At 63.6% G+C, this 17779-nt stretch carries 13 protein-coding genes and 2 pseudogenes; 10 read left to right on the forward strand and 5 right to left on the reverse strand.

Annotation, left to right across the window (positions count from 1 at the left end):
• Positions 1–16 precede the first annotated feature (16 nt).
• From DRB87_RS01500 to DRB87_RS01535, 8 genes and pseudogenes are all read left to right on the forward strand, one after another.
• Positions 17–1002, forward strand: a pseudogene (locus DRB87_RS01500) (GlxA family transcriptional regulator).
• 585 nt (positions 1003–1587) lie between these two features.
• Positions 1588–3018, forward strand: coding sequence for a DcaP family trimeric outer membrane transporter (locus DRB87_RS01505; protein ID WP_240756139.1), 1431 nt, complete (start codon positions 1588–1590; stop codon positions 3016–3018).
• 357 nt (positions 3019–3375) lie between these two features.
• Positions 3376–4218: an ABC transporter ATP-binding protein gene (locus DRB87_RS01510; RefSeq protein WP_130024599.1), complete on the forward strand. Its 843-nt coding sequence runs from the start codon at positions 3376–3378 to the stop codon at positions 4216–4218.
• The gene (locus DRB87_RS01515) at positions 4215–5105 is read left to right on the forward strand and encodes an ABC transporter permease (RefSeq protein WP_130024600.1); all 891 of its coding nucleotides are present in this window, start codon (positions 4215–4217) and stop codon (positions 5103–5105) included. The genes DRB87_RS01510 and DRB87_RS01515 overlap by 4 nt, the downstream gene beginning before the upstream one ends.
• Positions 5106–5190: 85 nt before the next feature.
• Positions 5191–6240 (forward strand): ABC transporter substrate-binding protein, encoded by a 1050-nt coding sequence (locus DRB87_RS01520; RefSeq protein ID WP_130024601.1) that lies wholly within the window; start codon positions 5191–5193, stop codon positions 6238–6240.
• A gap of 415 nt (positions 6241–6655) precedes the next feature.
• Complete coding sequence (locus DRB87_RS01525) at positions 6656–7333, forward strand: response regulator (RefSeq protein ID WP_130024602.1); 678 nt, start codon at positions 6656–6658, stop codon at positions 7331–7333.
• On the forward strand, positions 7330–8706 hold the full coding sequence (locus DRB87_RS01530) for a sensor histidine kinase (protein ID WP_130024603.1): 1377 nt from the start codon (positions 7330–7332) through the stop codon (positions 8704–8706). Before DRB87_RS01525 ends, DRB87_RS01530 begins: the two co-directional genes overlap by 4 nt.
• A 73-nt stretch (positions 8707–8779) precedes the next feature.
• A complete protein-coding gene (locus DRB87_RS01535; RefSeq protein WP_130024604.1) occupies positions 8780–9790 on the forward strand; it encodes an ABC transporter substrate-binding protein in 1011 nt (336 codons plus the stop codon).
• Positions 9791–9886: 96 nt separating this feature from the next.
• Here DRB87_RS01535 and DRB87_RS01540 read toward each other — a convergent pair whose 3' ends face one another.
• Entirely contained in the window at positions 9887–11335 is a 1449-nt protein-coding gene (locus tag DRB87_RS01540) for a PLP-dependent aminotransferase family protein (protein ID WP_130024605.1), read from the reverse strand.
• Positions 11336–11525: 190 nt separating this feature from the next.
• On the opposite strand from DRB87_RS01540, the gene DRB87_RS01545 reads away from it, so the two are divergent.
• On the forward strand, positions 11526–12854 hold the full coding sequence (locus tag DRB87_RS01545) for an aspartate aminotransferase family protein (RefSeq protein ID WP_130024606.1): 1329 nt from the start codon (positions 11526–11528) through the stop codon (positions 12852–12854).
• A 122-nt stretch (positions 12855–12976) separates the two neighbouring features.
• Positions 12977–14503 (forward strand): CoA-acylating methylmalonate-semialdehyde dehydrogenase, encoded by a 1527-nt coding sequence (locus DRB87_RS01550; protein WP_206100055.1) that lies wholly within the window; start codon positions 12977–12979, stop codon positions 14501–14503.
• A 154-nt stretch (positions 14504–14657) separates the two neighbouring features.
• Here DRB87_RS01550 and pxpA read toward each other — a convergent pair whose 3' ends face one another.
• The 4 genes and pseudogenes from pxpA to DRB87_RS01570 all read right to left on the reverse strand — a co-directional run bounded on the left by pxpA (position 14658) and on the right by DRB87_RS01570 (position 17774).
• The gene (pxpA, locus tag DRB87_RS01555; protein ID WP_130024607.1) at positions 14658–15404 is read right to left on the reverse strand and encodes a 5-oxoprolinase subunit PxpA; all 747 of its coding nucleotides are present in this window, start codon (positions 15402–15404) and stop codon (positions 14658–14660) included.
• Between the two features lie 42 nt (positions 15405–15446).
• Positions 15447–16456, reverse strand: a pseudogene (locus tag DRB87_RS01560) (biotin-dependent carboxyltransferase family protein).
• Positions 16453–17106, reverse strand: a complete 654-nt coding sequence (gene pxpB / locus DRB87_RS01565) for a 5-oxoprolinase subunit PxpB (protein WP_130024608.1) — start codon at positions 17104–17106, stop codon at positions 16453–16455. The pseudogene DRB87_RS01560 and the gene pxpB overlap by 4 nt, the downstream one beginning before the upstream one ends.
• A complete protein-coding gene (locus DRB87_RS01570) occupies positions 17103–17774 on the reverse strand; it encodes a 5-formyltetrahydrofolate cyclo-ligase (RefSeq protein WP_370363339.1) in 672 nt (223 codons plus the stop codon). The genes pxpB and DRB87_RS01570 overlap by 4 nt, the downstream gene beginning before the upstream one ends.
• Positions 17775–17779 lie beyond the last annotated feature (5 nt).

Here is a 17779-nt window from a genome sequence, read left to right on the forward strand (position 1 = left end):
CCATGTTCTCGTGACCATGAACCCACCTCGTCTCGTTGCCTTTCTCATCGTGCCGCCGTTCGTGTTGCTGGATCTGGCCGGACCGCTCGATGCGTTTCACGCCGTTATCCGCAACTTCGCTGCGTTGGGGCAGGCGACGCCGTACCGAACCGTGGTGGTGTCCGAGCACGGCGGGCCGGTGGAGACGGGGTCGGGCATCACGTTGCATACCGAACCGATGCGCGCACTCGAAGCGATGCCCGTCGATACGTTGATCGCGGTGGGCGGAGCCGTGGCGCATCGTCCGGCGGTGCCGGGTGAGGTGGGCGAGTGGTTGCGCGCCTATGCGCCGCGCGTGCGGCGCGTGTGTTCCGTGTGCGTGGGGGCGTTCATTCTGGGGGCGGCGGGGTTGTTGGATGGACGTCGCGCGACGACGCACTGGCTCGACACGGCGATGTTGCAGGCGTGCTTTCCGAACGCGCGGGTCGAGTCCGATCCGATTTATGTGCGTGAGGATCCGGTGTGGACATCGGCGGGGATTACGGCGGGGATCGACCTGGGGTTGGCGCTGGTCGAGGACGATTTGGGTGCGGATATCGCGTTGCAGGCGGCGCGCCGGCTGGTGGTGTTCCTCAAGCGCGCCGGGGGCAATCGCAGTTCAGTCCGCCGTTACAGGCGCAGGTCGCGGCGGGAGCGCCGTTCGGGGATTTGCATGCGTGGATGTCCGAACGGCTCGATGGCGATCTGTCGGTGGTGCGGCTGGCCGAGCAGGCGAACATGAGCGCGCGCACGTTTGCGCGGAGTTATCTCGCGCGCACGGGGTCGACGCCGGCCAAGGCGGTCGAGCGCATGCGCCTGGAGGCGGCTCGGTTTGCCTTGCTCGATTCGGATGCGCCGCTCAAGCGCATCGCCGCACGGGTGGGCTTCGGCGACGAACAAAACCTGCGGCGCGCCTTTCAACGTCAGTACGGCGTGACACCGGTGGCGTATCGGGAGCGGTTTGGGGTCGTGGGCGTGGCGTAGGCGTGAGACGTTTGCGGCGGCCAGGGATGGTCGGCGTCAAATGCTCTCGGCGCCATTGCTGGCTCATGCGGCGCACGAACGATGCAGCGCGCCGTGGCCGTCGGTTGAACCGGTTTTCGAAGCGTCCATCCGGTATGGCGATCCGGTTCACAAGACCGATCCTTTCATCACGGTGCACGTCAACGGACGCCTGGTTCGGATGCGGCTCGACACCGGGTCGAATCGTCACGTGATCGCCGTGGGTATGGACGTGCTACGCAACCGTATGGTATTTCACGACAACGCGCGCCTCCGGCTCGCCTTGCTCGAACGGACCGACGCGTCTCCTCCAAGGCAATTGCCGCAGGGGACTTAGACCGCAGACCCCACGCCGCCCACTTCCTCACCGCCCCGGGTAAACACCGTCAATTCAGTCCCGCCAGCGTCAGCTAGTTGACAGCTAGTCCTCCCTAAGATTCGTTCACTGCTCACGAAGCTTCCTTGAGCGGGTTTGCATGAACAACAATCAGATGCAGGAGACAGCGGATGAAACGGTGGGCGAAGTTACCTAAGAGGCGAGAACGTCGTTCGAAATTGGACAAGTCGTTGTCGGCGAAAGTCCTGTGCTGCGCAATTGCCGGTCTCGGCGCGATGCCGGCGGCACATGCCGATGACATGAGCCAGCTCCAGGCGGAGATTCACGATCTGTCGGTACGGCTCGATCAGTTGAAAATGGCGCAGAGCCAGACAGCCAAGAATCCCGTCGCGGTATCCGTGGCGCAAGCGCCGGCCGAGAGTCTGCCGCCGACGAAGGCCGAGCAGATGAGCATTTCGGACCAGTACATCCGTCGCGGCGCCATGCCGGGGTCGTTCATCGTCCCGGGCACCGACACCTCGCTCAGTATTGGCGGCTTCATCAATTTTCAGGGCATTTACGATCCCACCGAAAATCTCGGACCAAAGTTTGCGATAGGCAACCTGGATCCTGCCGGCAGCAACGCCCGAGCGCAATCGGCGCGTACGTTCCATTTCCAGGACAAGGTTTCACGACTGGTCGTGGGGAGCAGCACGCCAAGCCCGTACGGCAACATCACCACCAATTTCGGACTCGACTTCTACGGCTTCGTCTCGGGCGGCGACAACAACCAGGCATTGCAGAACAATAGCTGGGGTGCTCGCGTGGTCACCGCCTACGGCACGATTGGCGGGTTCCTCGTCGGTATGGCGAATTCGAACTTCATCGACGACCCGGACGCGGTCGAAACGTTCGACAACGCCGGACAGGCAGGTCTTCCGGCCGCGCGCACGCCGCAAGTCCGTTACACGATGCCGCTCGGCAAAGGCAGTGCCGTGTCGTTCGCACTGGAAAACCCGCAGACCGGCTACCAGGACACGCGCGGCAACATCGAGGCCGTGACGAAATCGAATCCGTTCCCGGATCTGAGCGTGAAATACGAGCGCGAAGCCGACTGGGGGCACTTTCAGGTTTCAGGGATTGCCCGCGAGCTCGGCTTTACCGACCAGAATGGATCGCGCACGACAAAGCTTGCGGGCGCGATGCTGATGGGCGCGACATTCAATCTGCCGAAGGCGGGCGGCGGATATGGTCGTGACAATTTCGGCGGCCAGATCTGGTACGGCGCATTGGGCCGATACATTCCGGACGATTTCGGTGCCAACACGGCTTCCGTGCTTGCGATCAACAACGGAACGGCCGCGAATCCCACGGGGGCCACGGATGTCCAGGTTCAGCCCGAGCTTGGGGGAGGCCTGTTCTTCCAGCATTGGTGGACCGACAAGCTGCGTTCGAACATTGGATTCGGATACAACCACCAGCGATTGGCATCGTTCCTGCCCGCCGATCCGCAGAACGCCGTCACTACCAAGACCGTTCACCTCAACCTGATTTATCGACCGTTCCGCACCGTCGACGTGGGCATCGAGGTGATGTGGGGGCAAAAGACGTTCCAGAACTCGACGGGACTGTCTGCCGCGACGGCGAAACGTATCGAGGCCGGCGGCATCTGGCATTTCTGATCGAACGTTGACGAGTCAGACGGAAGAATCGACGCCAATGCGTTTTTCCGACAGCGCTTGCTAAGTGCGATTCTCGTAGCCAAAAAATCTGAGTGGTGCGCGGAGTCTGTCATTCGAGTGCTTTGCAAGTCTATGAAGATAGGAGTCCTATTTATATGGGTGATCGGCGTGTTCGAAAGTTTCAGTGATTCTAAATTTTCAAGCCGGTGCTTGCCTTTCGGCAATGGGTCACTGAAGGGGTAGCCCGATACGGGTTCGAAGAGAGCTCGATGTGGGCAGCGTGAGATTTTTGCAATTCACTCATCGGCGTCCACCACTTGGTCGGATGTCGATGGGTACACGACATAAGGTTTTGCGATGGTAGCGAATTCAGCAGGGCAAGGAGGTATTCAGTTCTCCGGGGTGACGAAGCGTTTTCCCACGCGAGACGGCACCGAAAAAACGGTGTTGCGCGATGTCAGCCTCGTCATCGAGCCGGGCATGTTCTGCGCGGTGGTGGGGCCGACCGGATGCGGCAAGTCCACGACCTTGACGCTGGCTGCGGGGCTGTATCGACCCAGCGCCGGCGTTGTCAAGGTGTCTGGCCAGGCCGTCGACGGCATTTCCGGCGGTGCCGGCTTTGTCTTCCAGAACGACGCCCTCCTTCCCTGGAAGTCGATCCTGAAGAATGTGGCGCTCGGGCCGTCGTTTCGTGGCGTCCCGAAAGAGGCCGCGATGGACGAGGCGCGTGAGTGGCTGCGGATTGTCGGTCTCTCGGGCTTCGAAGACTACTTCCCGTATCAGCTGTCCGGGGGCATGCGCAAGCGCGTCAGCCTTGCCGCCGCACTCATCAACAAACCCTCCATGCTTCTCATGGATGAGCCGTTCTCTGCGCTCGACGTGCAAACGCGCGCCATCATGTCCAACGAATTGCTGACGCTATGGGAGCGCACCCGACCGTCGGTCCTGTTTGTGACGCACGACCTGGAGGAGGCGATCGCCCTCGCCGATCGCGTCGTGGTGATGACCGCCGGGCCTGCCACCGTCAAGGCGGTGTTCGACATCGACCTGCCGCGCCCGCGCGGCGAAGTGCAGGAGATCCGCTTTCATCCGCGGTTTCTCGATCTTTATCAACAAATCTGGGAATCGCTGCGCGAGGAAGTCGAGCAAGCCTATTCCCGAACGACCTCCGCAGCGAAGGTCAGGGGGGCCGCAGCATGACCAGCTCGAACTCAAGCGCAAAGCTCAACGGCGCGATAGCAGGGAGCGATTCGGTGACGGTGGCGGCAGCCGCGCGACGCAAGGCACAGCGTCGCAAGAACCTCGTTTGGTTGGGGCGGGCGACCCTGTTCGTACTGTTGGTCGGCGGCTGGCAGCTGTTTTCATACTGGGGAGTCATCGACCCGTTTTTCTTCGGATCGCCGAGCGGGATCGTCGCTCGACTCATTGAATGGGCTCGCAGCGGGACAGCTTACGGCTCTATTTGGCTACAGATCTGGGTCACCATCGAAGAGTCGCTCCTCGGCTTTATTGCAGGCGTGACGTCCGGCATCCTGTTCGGCGTGCTGTTGGGCGAGATCCCGTATCTGGCAGACGTGGTCGGCCCATTCATCAAGATCGTCAACGCGCTGCCGCGGATCGTGTTGGGCTCGGTGCTCGTCATGTGGCTGGGGCTCGGCATGCCGTCGAAGGTAGTGCTGGCCGCCGTCCTCGTGTTCTTTGTCGTGTTCTTCAACGCGTTCCAGGGCGTGCGCAGCGTCGATCGCAACCTGATCGCCAACGTGCGCATTCTGGGCGGATCGCGCTTCGATGTCATCGCGAACGTGGTCTTCCCCTCCGCGATGACGTGGATTATCGCGAGCCTGCACGTCGCCTTGGGCTTCTCGATCATCGGGGCCATCGTCGGCGAGTTTCTGGGCGCGCAGCAAGGCCTGGGCCTGGTGATCGCGACGGCACAGAACACGTTCGACGCCAATGGTGTCTTCGGCGCGATGTTGATCATCGGTGTCGTCGCGCTGAGCGCGGAAGTGTTGATGGCCATGCTGGAAAAGCGACTGCTTTCCTGGCAGCCGCCAACGGGTGCCGATAGCAACATGCCGGGCGTTTGACCGCGCCCAACCTATGCAATACGAGTGGAAACCACCGACAAGGGATCGCCTTGAGCAATCCCGAATATCCAAGGAGATGAGAGTCATGAAGCAAAAATCACACGCAGTAAAGCTTTTGGCGGGCGTGCTGTGCGCCGTGGGCCTGATCAGCGGTCACGCCATGGCGGCCACGCTACCCAAAGTGAGCATGATGATCGGCGGGATCGACAAGCAGATCTATCTGCCGTACCAACTCGCGCAGAATCTTGGCTTCTTCAAGAAGTACGGCGTTGACATGCAACTGAGCACGGAGCAGGCCGGCGGTGTGGGCGCGGAAGACGCTGTCGTGTCCGGGCAGGTCGAGATGGCGGGGGCGTGGTACCTGCACACCATCGATTTCCAGCAGCATGGCAAGAACGTGATCGGCATCGTCCAGCTCAGCGGCGCGCCGGGCGAGCGGGAGATGTGTGCGACCAACGCCGGCGTCAAGACGCCGGCTGACTGGAAAGGCAAAGTGGTGGGCGTGACCGACGTCGGATCGGGAACCGACGACCTGACGCTCTACCTTGCTGCCCGCTACCACCTGACGTCAAAAGACTTCACCCGCGTGGGCGTTGGGGCGGGGCCGACCCTGATCGGTTCGCTCAAGCACAACCGAATCGTCTGCGGAATGACGACCCAGCCGACCGTCAACGCCGTCGAGAAAATGCATCTCGGCTACTCTGCGATCGACCTTGCCACCGGTCCGGGCGTCAACAAGTGGTTGGGCGGCTACTGGCCGACGGCCAGCGTGCTTGCGCGAGGCGAGTGGGTCAAGGCACACCCGGTCGAAACGCAGGCCGTCGTCAACGCGATGGTCGCCACCATGCACTGGATCCATACGCATAGCGCCGCGGAGATCGCAGATCATCTGCCAAAGGATTTCGTCAGCAATCAACTGTCGAGCAAGGATGAATACATCAAAGCGCTCGAGCAGGACAAGGGCCAGTTTCTGCCGGATGGCCTGATGCCGAAGGGCGGCCCCGAGACTGTCCTCGCCGTGGAAAAGCTGGCCGGCAAGATCGTTAAACCGATCAATCTCGATGCGACGTACACAAATGACTTCGCGATCAAAGCCAATACGCTGCTGGCGAGCGAAGCCAAGGGAGGGAAATAACCGATTGCCGGAATCGGAAGGGGCACGTAATTTGCTGCCAAATGCCCTTTTCCGCAAAAAATGACGTCTGACAGGAGCTGTCTGCGCTTGCGCGGATACCTCCTGATCGGCGCAGCCTGAGCGACCGCGAGGAAACTGTGCGAGACGAACGTTCGACGCAAGTGCGGCACTCGGGTGAAACGCGCCCCAGCCGCGGCTTCGCCAAGACGACTTGAAGTCCGACGTCGCTTGGCCAGTCGAATATCCCCGAGCCGAGAAACCCGGGATCATCGATCACCGTCCTTTGCGAGATTCGTGATCTCTGCAAGCGACGTTTCGTCCAGCTACGTGCGACCCGCCGCTGTCCTGTCGCTTGTTTTGCGCAACCGGAGGCGGATTGCCGACACAGTTTCGGTGTGGACTGTTGGATAGCTCGATGAAACTACTACTGGTAGAAGACAACCTGGAATTTGCGCTCTGGCTCAGCAAGGCATTGCAGGCAGAGCGCTTTACTGTCGAGTGCGTGCATGACGGCTCGACAGCCATTCATCACATCGAGCAGTCGCAGTACGATTTGTTGTTGCTCGACCTTCGTCTGCCGGGCATGGATGGGCGTAGCGTGTTGCGCAACATCCGCCGGCGGCGTAACGATATGCCGGTGCTGGTCGTGACGGCCAACGCATCGGTCGACGCCAAGGTCGACTGTCTGGATCACGGTGCGGATGACTACGTGGACAAGCCGTTCGAGCTGAGGGAACTCGTTGCGCGCATCAAGGCGCTTATTCGGAGGAGGGGGCGTAGCAGCCAATCGATCGTGCAGTGCGCCGATCTGCAGTTCGATCTGGATACCCACGAGTTCCGGGCAGCGGGCCTGCCGCTCGAACTGACGCTGCGCGAGCACGATGTGCTTGAAACGCTGATGTTGCGCCAAGGCAAGACGGTGACGAAGGCGCAATTGATGGTCAAGGTATTCGATCTTGGCAGCGAGGCGAGCGAAAACGCCATCGAGACCTACGTGCACCGTCTGCGCCGCAAGCTTGCGGGCTCCCAGGCACGTATCCTCACGCTGCGCGGCTTGGGCTACTTGTTGCGCGATGCCGGCGCAACGACATGAACCAGTTGCGCGTTCGCCTGCTGCTGTGGGTTCTGGTGCCCATGACCCTGGTATTGGCGTTGATGGCCGGACTGTCGTTGGAGAATGCGCGCAGCACCGCGCGCCTGGTTCAGGACCGCCGGCTGCTCGCGTCCGCCGAGGTGATGGCCGGGCAGGTGCGCTGGCAGGACGAGCGATTGAGCGCAGAAACACCGCCGGCGGCACTCAGGATGTTCGCTTCAAGAGCGCGGGATCGCGTTTATTTCCAGGTGCGCGCAACGCCTGGCGAACTGCTCGCCGGCTGGCCGGATCTGCCCGAAGGCGTTGCACCGGATAATGGCGGGCCTTCTTATAGCGATATAACGTACCGCGGCAATAGCCTGCGCATGGTGACATTGATGCGCCGCGTATACAGGAACGGACGCACGATATCGGTATCGGTGAGTGTAGCCGAGGGCCACAATGCCTTCCACCGTCTAATTGCCACGTTATGGCGGCCTGTCCTCATTCAGGAGTCGGTGCTGCTCGCGGTGGCGCTGGCGCTCATGATCGTCGGATTGACGCTCGAACTGAGGCCGCTTTTGTTGCTTCGCAGAGATTTGGAGGCGCGCGAAGCGGACGATCTGACGCCGCTGGACACGGTGCGGTTGCAAGGCGAGCTGCAACCCATCGTCGAGACGATCAACCAATACGCAACGCGTCTGACCGCACAGGTCAACATACAGAAGAGGTTTGTCGCAGACGCGGCCCACCAGTTGCGCACGCCTGTCGCGCTTGTCAGCACACAACTCGACTACGCCGCTCACCTTGCCGTGGATCCCGAGTTGAAGGAAACGCTGCGCGCCGTGAGGGCATGTACCCGGCGTCTCAAGGATCTCATCAACCAGTTGCTGAGTCTCTCCCACGCGGAAGCCGCTCGCGGCACCCATCTGCCGCGTCAGAATGTGAATCTGCTTGAGCTGACGCAGCAGGTACTGGTCGACCTGTCGTTGCTGGCGGATGACAGGGGCATCGATCTCGGGTTGAGCTCAAGCAGCGCGGACGTCTGCGTGATGTCTTACCCAGCCCTGGTCCATGCGCTACTTTTCAATCTTGTGGATAACGCGGTGCGCTACACCCCGCGCGGCGGCAATGTGACCGTCCACGCAGGGCTCGCGGACGCGTACGCAATTCTGCAGGTCGACGACACGGGTCCGGGCATACCGGACACACTGAAGCCGCATGTCTTCGAGCGCTTCAGCCGCGGAAACGTTTCCGACAATAACGGGTTCGGGCTTGGCCTCGCCATTGTCAACGAGGCGGCAAAGGCTTGCGGCGGTGTCGTTGAGTTGTCGAGCCGACCGGGCGGCGTCGGACTCAGTGCCGTTGTCCGGTTTCCGGCACGCGGAACATAGCGCGCACCCGGATACAGACTGCATGCCTTGCAGCGATGCCGCCAGACTTTATATTGCGTACACGGGAAAAAGCATGAGCACTTTGAGGCGTATTGCCGTCACGACGGTCATGTTGGTCGGATGCTGTTCGTTCGCGAGCATCGTCCAAGCCGCCGAGAAGATTACGATCATGGTCGGCGGCGAGGACAAGATCATCTATTTGCCAGTGATATTGGCGACACGACTTGGCTACTTCTCGCAGCAGGGGCTGGATGTCGCCGTCGTAACGGAGCCGGCCGGGGTCAATGCAGAGAACGAGATGATCGCGGGATCGGTACAGGGCGTGGCGGGTTTTTACGACCACACAATCGATCTGCAAAGCAAGGGGATCGAAGTCGAATCCGTCGTGCAGTTCTCCGACGTGCCTGGCGAGGTAGAGCTGGTCTCTACCACCCAGCAAGAGAAGATTGGCTCGCTGATCGACTTTCAGGGCAAATCGTTAGGCGTGACCGGGCTCGGTTCGTCGACAGATTTCCTGACCCAATATCTTGCAAGCAAAGTGGGTCTTGATAGAGACGATTATCGGCTGGTACCGGTCGATGCCGGTAAGACTTTCATTTCCGCCATGCGGCAACATCTGATCGTCGCCGGTATGACGACCGATCCTACCGCGGTTGAACTGCTATTGACGGGCGAGGCCAAAGTGCTGGTGGACCTGCGCACCGAAGCGGGTACGCGTGATGCCCTCGGCGACATCTATCCTGCGGCATGCCTTTACATGCCCACGGCGTGGGTCGAGACACATCGGGACGAGACGGGAAGGCTGGTCAAAGCGATTGTCGGCGCACTGCGATACCTCCATGCTCACAGTGCCGAGCAAATCGTCGATCAGTTGCCGCGCAACTACTACACCGGCAAAAAGGCACTGTATGTTGCTTCGATGAAGTCGTTTTTGCCGATGTTCACGAGCGACGGGCGTATGCCTGCGGGGGGGCCGCAAGCCGTGCTGAGGGTGCTGTCCGCGATCATGCCCGCGGTGAAAGCGGCCGACATCGACTTGTCGAAGACGTATACTGCCGCCTTCGTCGACAGCGCTGCCAAGTAACGGCGAAGCTGACATTGCTGGCGAGCCTTGGTCGGTTGGTCGTCGACGGCCGACCGGCGATCTCACCCACCAGATCCCATCGGCCGACGCATAGCGTCATGCCGCCAACTTCCCCGCCGCCGCCTGATCGAGAAAGCGGAACAGGCGCGCGTCGTCCGAATAGGCAACGTTGAAGCGGAACCAGTGGCAGGGCTCGTTGTGAGCCAGAAAGAACTCGCCCGGTGCCAACATGATGCTCTCCGACAGCGCCGCCTCGGCCAGCTCGCGCGCCGGTTGCGCCGTCTCCGGCAAGCTGCCGCACACGAACATCCCGCCTTCCGGCTGCGCCAGCAGTGTCACCCCGTGCGACTGCAACTGCGTGATGAGACGCGCACGCGAACGCGTCAGCCGATCCGACAGACGTTCGATGTGCTTGCGATGACGTCCCTCGGTGAGAATCGCATGCACGATGCGCTCGTTGATTTCCGAGGACGTGAGGCCCGCGACCATCTTGCTGCGCGCAATCTCATGCGCCAGATCGCGCGAACACGCCAGATAGCCCACGCGGACCGACGGCGATATCGTCTTCGAGAAACTCGACACGTAGATCACGCGCGACAGGCCATCCATCGCCGCCAGTGACGGTGTGCCCGCAGGCGCCAACTCGCGATAGATGTCGTCTTCGACGATCCAGAAGCCGTGCTGCTCGGCGCACTGCAGAATGCGATGCGCCGCCGCCGGTGTAAGCGACGTTCCCAACGGATTCTGCAACGCCGGATTCACGAACAGCGCGCGCGGACGGTGCGTCTGCGCCGCCTGTTCCAGCGCCGCGAGATCCAGACCTGCCTCCGTGCGCTCGATGCCCACGACATTCAGACCCGCCAGACGCAACACCGCCAGCAAGTTACAGTACGCCGGAGCCTCGACCAGCACAGTGTCGCCCGGCTTGAGCAGTGTGCGAACGATCAGATCGAGCGCCTGTGTTGCGCCGTGGGTGAGCACGATGTTTTCAGGCGGCGCGTCGATGGACAACTCGCCGAGACGCCGCGCCAGCCATTGACGCAACGCTCCGTACCCAAACGGATGCCCGTAGTGCGCGAAATGCGCGCCCGGCCCCTTCGCGAGCGAACGCAGCGCACCCTGCAGGCCGTCTTCGTCAAGCCAACTGTCGGGCAACCACCCGCAGCCGCTTTTCACGGCGATGGTGTCGTCCGCGAATATCTCGGAGAGCAGCCATGCATTGGTGACTTCACTCGCGGCGGCACCCACGGCCAGCGTGCCCCCCGGGCTGGCCGGCCCGGTATCGTGCGCGTCGGCCGCCCCCGCGACGAAGAATCCCGCGCCCCGCCGGGCCACCAGCGTGCCGCGCGCAACGAGCCGGTCGTACGCCTCCACCACCGTGAAGGTGCTGATGCCGTGCGCCTTGGCCAACGAACGGATCGACGGCATGCGCATGCCGCCGTGCAGGGTCTGACGCTGTAGCGCACGCTCGACCTCCCGCACGATCTGGTCGACGAGGGCTTCCGGCTGGGCGCGGTTCAGGGAAAAGGCGAGGGGCTGGACCATGATGGCGGGGCGGCATTGGCTGTTGCCAATACAGTTGAGACGATTGACCGATACAGAATATACATTTTCCGAGTGACTGTACATGTCTGTATCGGTCGACCTCTCGTAGGATCGATCCCATCCACCCGTGGCGCATCCCGATGCGGGCCGCGGGACGTCCTGACCGAGCCAAGCCCTGGGGAGACCCGCGATGAACATGAAAGACCTGAATCTAGACATGACGGCGTTCTGGATGCCGTTCACCAACAATCGCCAGTTCAAAAGCTCGCCGCGTCTGTTGGTGAAGGCCGAGGGCATGTATTACACGTCGTCGGACAATCGCAAGATTCTCGACGGCACCGCCGGTCTGTGGTGCGTGAACGCCGGCCACTGCCGCACCGAGATCGTCGAGGCGATCCGTCAGCAGGCCGGTGAGATGGACTTTGCGCCGACGTTCCAGATGGGACACCCGAAGGCGTTCGAGGCCGCGAGCAAGATTGCCGCCATCACGCCGCAGGGGCTCGATCGCATCTTCTTCACGAACTCGGGCTCGGAGTCGGTCGACACCGCCTTGAAGATCGCCCTGGCTTACCATCGTGCGCGCGGCGAAGGCCAGCGCACGCGCCTCATCGGCCGCGAGCGCGGTTACCACGGCGTAGGCTTCGGCGGCATTTCGGTCGGCGGCATCTCGCCGAACCGCAAGGCCTATTCGGGGCAACTGCTGCCGGCGGTCGACCATCTGCCGCACACGCTCAACATCAAGGAAGCGGCCTTCACGAAGGGGCAGCCGGCCTGGGGCGCCCATCTGGCCGACGAACTCGAACGTTTGGTGACGCTGCACGATGCCTCGACCATCGCCGCCGTGATCGTCGAGCCGCTCGCCGGTTCCACCGGCGTGCTGGTGCCGCCGCAGGGCTATCTGCAAAAGCTGCGCGAGATCTGCGACAAGCATGGCATTCTGCTGATTTTCGACGAAGTCATCACCGGACTTGGCCGCCTGGGCAAGCCGTTCGCCGCCCAGTATTTCGGCGTGACGCCGGACATCATGACGATGGCCAAGGGCGTGAACAATGCCGCCGTTCCGATGGGCGCCGTCGCGGTGAAGACGGGCGTGCACGACACCATTGTCGACGCCGGTAACTCGGGCGCGATCGAGTTCTTCCACGGCTATACCTACTCGGGTCATCCGCTGGCCGCCGCCGCGGCGTGCGCCGCGCTCGATCTGTACAAGAGTGAAGGCCTTTTCGAACGCGCAGCAACGCTTGCGCCGCATTTCGAGAAGGTCATTCACGGTCTGCGCGATCTGCCGAACGTCATCGACATCCGGAACCTCGGGATGGTCGGCGGCATCGAGCTGTCCAACCGCGACGGCAAGCCAGGCGCACGCGCGCACGAAATCTTCGTCAAGTGCTTCGAGAAGGGAGCACTGGTGCGTTACACGGGCGACATCCTGGCGTTCTCGCCGCCGCTCATCATCAGCGAAGCGCAGATCGACGAGTTGTTCGGCATCGTGGCGGAAGCCATTCGCGAGACGGCGTAAGCGACATCCACCGCAAGGCTGGGCGGCCGCCGCGCGACGCCCCGCCATCCATCAGACAGTCAGGGCGAACGCCCGCCTCGGGCGGACGCTCGCCCACCGACAGCGTTTTCACGGACATCGACATGAATCAACGAGTGAGCACCGAACGTATCGAGCATTGGATTGGCGGCGCAAGCGTCGCGTCTGGAGAAGCCGATTGTCGCTTCGGCGAAGTGACGAACCCGGCCACCGGCGAAGTTATCCGTCAGGTGGCCCTGGGCGGCGCGACGGATGTCGCCGGTGCGGTGGCCGCCGCACGTGCCGCCTTGCCCGGCTGGCGCGCCACGCCGCCGATGAAGCGCGCCCGCGTGATGATGAAGTACCGCGAGCTGCTTGAAACGCATCGCGAAGCACTTGTGCAACTGATCACGCAGGAACATGGCAAGACGCTCGACGACGCCCGCGGCGAAGTCACGCGCGGTATCGAAGTGGTCGAATTCGCCATGGGCATCCCGCAGTTGCTCAAGGGCGAGATCGCGCCGCAGGTGGGCACGGGCGTGGACACGTATTCGATTCACCAGCCGGTCGGCGTCTGCGCGGGCATCACGCCGTTCAACTTCCCCGCGATGGTGCCGCTGTGGATGTTCCCGATGGCCGTCGCCTGCGGCAACACCTTCGTGCTCAAGCCGTCGGAGAAGGTGCCCTCGGCGGCGCTGTTGCTCGCGCGCCTGGCGAAGGACGCCGGGCTGCCCGACGGTGTGCTCAACGTCGTGAACGGCGACAAGGCGGCGGTCGATGCGCTGCTCACGCATCCCGACGTGAACGCCGTGTCGTTCGTCGGCTCGACGCCGATCGCGCAATACATCTACAGCACGGCGTCGGCGCACGGCAAGCGCGTGCAGGCGCTCGGCGGCGCGAAGAACCATGGCGTGGTGATGCCGGACGCCGACCTCGATTTCACCGTCGATGCGCTGATCGGCGCCGCGTACGGTTCGGCGGGGGAGCGCTGCATGGCCATCTCGGTGGCCGTGGCCGTCGGCGACGTGGCGGACGCGTTGGTGGCGCGTCTGGCGCAAGCCGCGACGTCGCTGCCGGTCGGCGACGGTGCCGACCCCGTCGCGCAGATGGGGCCACTGATTACCCGCGCGCATTGCGACAAGGTGCGCGGCTATGTCGACGCCGGTGTCGGCGAAGGTGCGAAGCTCGTGGTGGACGGCCGTGGCCTCAAGGTCGCACAGCGCGACGACGGCTTCTTCATCGGCCCGTGCCTGTTCGACAACGTGACGCCGGAGATGTCGATTTATCGCCACGAGATTTTCGGGCCAGTGCTGGCCGTGGTGCGCGTGAAGACGCTGGAGGAAGCGATCGCGCTCATCAACCGTAATCCGTACGCCAACGGCACGGCGGTGTTCACGACGTCGGGCGGTGCCGCGCGGCGCTTCGAAGACGAGATCGAAGTCGGCATGGTGGGCGTGAACGTGCCGATTCCGGTGCCGGTGTCGTACTTCTCGTTTGGCGGATGGCGCAATTCGCTGTTCGGCGACCAACACATCTACGGACCCGAGTCGGTACGCTTCTACACGCGCTCGAAGGTGGTCACGCGTCGCTGGTCGGAGGGACGTCCGGCGAATGCCGCGTCGTCGCTCGTCATGCCGACGCTCGGCCAATAACGGCGATCAAGCGGCGATCGGCAAAATCGGCACAATTGGCGCTAACGCTGTGCCGCGCAGGTGCTGATGCTTGCCGGCATCGAAATGAAAACGCCGTCCGGGGGATCTGAACTGCCCTCGGACGGCGTTTTTTTGACTTGTGATGGCGGCGAAGTCAGGTCAGATGAACCGGCGCGACGTCGATGCCTTCGTCGAGCAGGAAGCCGCGAATGCGCCGCGCGAAGTCGAGCGCGTGTTCGCCGTCACCGTGCAGACAGACGGTTTGCGCCCGAATCGGCACGAGCGTGCCGTCGATGGCGCGCACGTGTTGCTCGCGCACCATCATCAGCGTTTGGGCGAGCGCATCTTCCTCTCGCTCGATCAACGCGCCGGGCGTGCCACGTTTGACCAGCGAGCCGTCCGGGTTATAGCCCCGGTCGGCGAAGACTTCATCGACGGCCTGCATGCCGGCGGCCCGCGCCGCCTTCACCAACTCGCCGCCCGCCAGCCCGAAAATCGCCAGGTCGGTGTCGAACGCGCGAATGGCTTCGACGATCGTCTCGGCCAGTGCCGGGTCGCGCGCCGCCTGATTGTAGAGCGCGCCGTGCGGCTTGACGTGCGAGAGCCAGCCGCCTTGGGCGCGCACTATCGCGGCGAGGGCGCCGATCTGATACAACATGCCCGCGCGGATGTCGTCCAGCGGAAGCTGCATTTCCGTGCGGCCGAAATTTTCGCGGTCGGGAAAGCTCGGGTGCGCGCCGATGGCCACGCCGCACGCCAGCGCCCAGCGCACCACCTGCTGCATCGTGCCCGCGTCGCCCGCGTGCCAGCCACACGCCACATTGGCCGAGCTGACCTGGGCGAGGAGTGCTTCGTCGTAGTTGCAACCTTCTCCGAGGTCGACGTTAAGATCGATTTTCATCCGGGATTCTCCTGCGGGGGACGACGATGCGCGGGCGTGGCGTCAGGCCTTGCGCGAAATGGCCGGCCGCCGCGACGTCGTCAGAATGCCGTGATCGTGCCACGCGAGCGCGCGCTCGATCTGGGCCAGATAGCGTCGCTGTTCGTGCAGCGCTTCGCGCGCCTCGGCGCCGCTGCATTCCGAAAAATACAATGTGCTGCCGAGCCGCGCCTGTCCGAGCCGCCACAGATCGGCGCCGATCACGACGCCGATCTTCGGGTAGCCGCCGGTGGTCTGGGCGTCGGCCATCAGAATGATCGGCTGCCCCGACGGTGGCACCTGAATCACCCCCGGCAATACACCGTGCGAGAGCAGATCGTGGTTGCGATTTTTCTTGCGCGCGAGCGGCTCCGGGCCCGACAGCCGATAGCCCATGCGGTTGCTGTTGGGCGTGACGTGCCAGGGATGCTCCCAGAAGCCCTTGTGCGAGGCGGCCATGAAGTCGTCGTATTCCGGACCGGGCAGCACCCGCACGCGGTGCGCCAGCGGATCGGACAACCACACCGGCGGACGTACCCCAACGGCGCGGCCTTGCGCGCGGCGGCGCTGGGTTGCCCGATGGCGATGCGGTCGCCGTCGCGCAGGGCACGGCCCTCGAAGCCGCCGAAGCCGGCCGCCAGATCGGTGCTGCGCGAGCCGAGTGTCTCGGGGACATCGACGCCGCCCGCCACGGCCAGATACGTGCGCATGCCGAAGCGTGCCGGGCGCAACGTCAATGTCTGACCGCGCGCGACGGGGAAGCGCCACCACGACCACACGGGGACGCCGTCGAGATCGGCATGGCAATCGGCACCGGCCAGCGCCACGAGGGTCGCGCTCGCGAAGCGCAACACGCACGCCCCCATCGTGATTTCCAGCGTGGCGGCGTTGGGGTCGTTGCCCGCAAGACGGTTGGCGACGGCGCAGGCCAGCGCATCGACGGCGCCGCCGCTGGCAATGCCGAATTCACGCAGACGGGAGCGGCCCAGATCCTGGACCGTGGTGAGCAGGCCGGCACGCAGGATATCGATCACAGGTCGAGACTCGCGATGGTGAAGCGCACACGGTCGCCCGGCGCCAGCAAGGCGGGCGGTGTCGCGGTGGGGTCGAACAGCGCGCTGGACGTGTGGCCGATGATTTGCCAGCCGCCGGGGGAGGCGAGCGGATAGATGCCGGTCTGGTTGCCGCCGATGCCGACCGACCCCGCCGGTACCGACAGGCGAGGCTCGGCCCGGCGTGGCGTGGCAATCGACTCGTCGAGCCCGCCCAGATAGGCGAAGCCCGGCTGGAAACCGAGGAAGTAGACGATGTATTCCGGTGCGGTATGACGTTGCACGACCGTCTTCGGTTGCAGACGTGCGTGTTTCGCCACGTCGGCCAGGTCTGGGCCGTGCTTGCCGCCGTAGTGCACGGGGATCTCGATGTCGCGTCCGACTTCCCCGGCGACGGGCTGCGTCTGCCAGGCGTCACGCAGGCGCTCGCTCAGCACGTCGATATCGGTGGCCAACGGGTCGAACACCAGCGTGAGGTTGTTCATGCCGGGCACGACGTCGCGCACGTGAGGCCAATCCTTCGCGAGGGCCGCCGTGTGCCAGACGCGGCGTTGGGACGCGAGCGTGGGCGAGGTGCCCGCTTCGCACACGAGCGCGCTGTCGCCGAGCGGCAGGATCTTGAGCGTTGTCATGGCGAGGGGGTCCTGGATTCGTGACGGTTGTCGTCGGCGCGCGTGAAGGTGGTCGATTCGGTCACGATGACGTCGAGCGCCAGATCGTGGGCTTCGGCCGTGAGACCTTCGATTTCGAGTGCGTCGTAAGCAATGCCGAGCGTTTGCGGGGCCGGGGACATCGAATGCAGGGTGCGGTCGTAGAACCCCCCGCCGTAGCCGAGTCGCAGGCCGTCGCGCGTAAAGCCCACGCAGGGAATCAACAGCAGGTCGGGCACGAGCACGTCGGCCTCGAGCGGCACGGGAATGCGGTAGCGGCCTTCCGTCATGCGGGCATCGGGGGTCCAGCGGTGAAAGACGAGCGGCGCGGCCGGGGCGGTCACGACCGGCAATGCGGCCAGGCGCAACCCCTTGGGCGACGCCTGCGCGAGCCATGCCGAGATGACTTCGCGGGCGTCGAATTCGCCCTGGATCGGCCAGTAAAAGCCGACACAGCGCGGCGCGCGACGCGCCAGCTCATCGGCCAGCCGGGCGGCGAGTGCGGCGTCGCGTCCGGCGCGTCCGGCGAGCGTGGTGCGCGTGTCGAGCAAGGCCTTGCGCAAACGTGCCTTTCCGGCGACCGATTCGGTCCCATTTCCGGACGTTTGGGCCGCCGGTTGGGCGGGGTCCCGTGCTATGCTTGGATTCACTTTTT

It is taken from the genome of Pandoraea sp. XY-2 (genome assembly GCF_004193915.1).
Lineage (GTDB): Bacteria > Pseudomonadota > Gammaproteobacteria > Burkholderiales > Burkholderiaceae > Pandoraea > Pandoraea cepalis.